The organism is Mesorhizobium sp. M7A.F.Ca.CA.001.10.2.1 (genome assembly GCF_003998575.1).
Taxonomy (GTDB): Bacteria; Pseudomonadota; Alphaproteobacteria; order Rhizobiales; family Rhizobiaceae; genus Mesorhizobium.
The window spans coordinates 1-1,380 of record NZ_RZQY01001023.1 but is presented as its reverse complement, the minus strand read 5'-3'; the positions used below and the strand labels follow the sequence as shown (position 1 = coordinate 1,380).

General features: G+C 62.5%; 1 protein-coding gene and 2 pseudogenes. 2 read left to right on the top strand and 1 reads right to left on the bottom strand.

All coding sequences use genetic code 11. From position 1 onward, the window contains the following. Both EN964_RS34665 and EN964_RS34660 read left to right on the top strand, forming a co-directional pair. Positions 1-137: pseudogene (locus tag EN964_RS34665) on the top strand (electron transfer flavoprotein subunit alpha/FixB family protein); the annotation flags it as partial. A 116-nt stretch (positions 138-253) separates the two neighbouring features. Continuing rightward, a complete protein-coding gene (locus EN964_RS34660; protein WP_013529423.1) occupies positions 254-1,132 on the top strand; it encodes a 3-hydroxybutyryl-CoA dehydrogenase in 879 nt (292 codons plus the stop codon). Between the two features lie 57 nt (positions 1,133-1,189). On the opposite strand, the pseudogene EN964_RS34655 reads toward EN964_RS34660, so the two are convergent. Continuing rightward, positions 1,190-1,380 (bottom strand): annotated as a pseudogene (locus EN964_RS34655) (hypothetical protein); the annotation flags it as partial.

The following is a 1,380-nucleotide window of genomic DNA, read 5'->3' as shown; positions in this document are numbered from 1 at the left end:
ATCTCGCCGGCATGAAGGATTCGAAGGTCATCGTCGCAATCAACAAGGACGAGGAGGCGCCGATTTTCCAGGTTGCCGACTACGGCCTCGTCGGCGATCTCTTCGTCATTCTGCCGGAGCTGCAAAAGGCGCTTTGACGCTTTCTGCCAAAGCGTATTAAATGGTGAGGGTGGGGTAGACGAAGTCGCCCCGCCCTTTTAGTTTGCACCGCACAAAAAGCAGGCCGCAAAGGCCTTTTGACGGGATCGGTGTAATGAGCAAGATCGAGACGATCGGCATCATCGGCGCGGGCCAGATGGGCGGCGGCATCGCCCATGTCTCCGCGCTTTCGGGCTACAAGGTGCTGATCTACGATATTTCGCCCGACCGCATCGAGAAAGGCATCGCCACAATCAGCGGCAACATGGCCCGCCAGGTGGGGTCCGGCAAGCTCGACGAGAAGGTGCGCAACGACGCGATGGGCCGCATTTCGGCCGCGCCCGCGATGGCCGATCTTGCCGGCGCGGATCTGGTGATCGAGGCGGCGACAGAGGACGAGACGGTCAAGCGCAAGATCTACGCCCAGCTTTGTCCGCAGCTCAATCCCGAAGCCATCCTGGCGACCAACACCTCGTCGATCTCGATCACGCGGCTTGCCGCGCAGACCGACCGGCCTGAGCGGTTCATCGGCATACATTTCATGAACCCGGTGCCGCTGATGAAGCTGGTCGAGCTGGTGCGCGGCATCGCCACCGAGGACCAGACCTTCGAGGCTGCCAAGACCTATGTGAAGCAGCTCGACAAGACGATCACGGTCTCGGAGGATTTTCCGGCCTTCATCGTCAACCGCATCCTGTTGCCGATGATCAACGAGGCGATCTACACGCTCTATGAGGGTGTCGGCTCGGTCGACGCCATCGACACCGCCATGCGGCTCGGCGCCAACCATCCGATGGGGCCGCTGCAGTTGGCCGATTTCATCGGGCTCGATACCTGCCTGTCGATCATGCAGGTGCTGCATGACGGCCTGTCGGACTCGAAGTATCGCCCTTGCCCGCTGCTGGTGAAATATGTCGAGGCCGGCTGGCTCGGCCGCAAGACCGGGCGCGGCTTCTACGACTATCGTGGCGAGCATCCCGTTCCGACGCGCTGAGCGCATCGTCGACGCAAATCAGGGACAAGCCTTCGGATCGGCGGTTGACAGGCTCGATCAGGAGGCCGCCGCCAGCGGCTCTGTCCGGCCCTCCACGATCCGTGCGTCGGACGCCACGGAGACACAGCCGCGGCCGGCCGCCTTGGCCGCATAGCAGGCCGCATCGGCTCTCGCGATGATCTCGTCGACCTCGCCGCAATTGGCATTGATCGCAGCCAGTCCGATGCTGGCGCCGATCACGTGAAGAC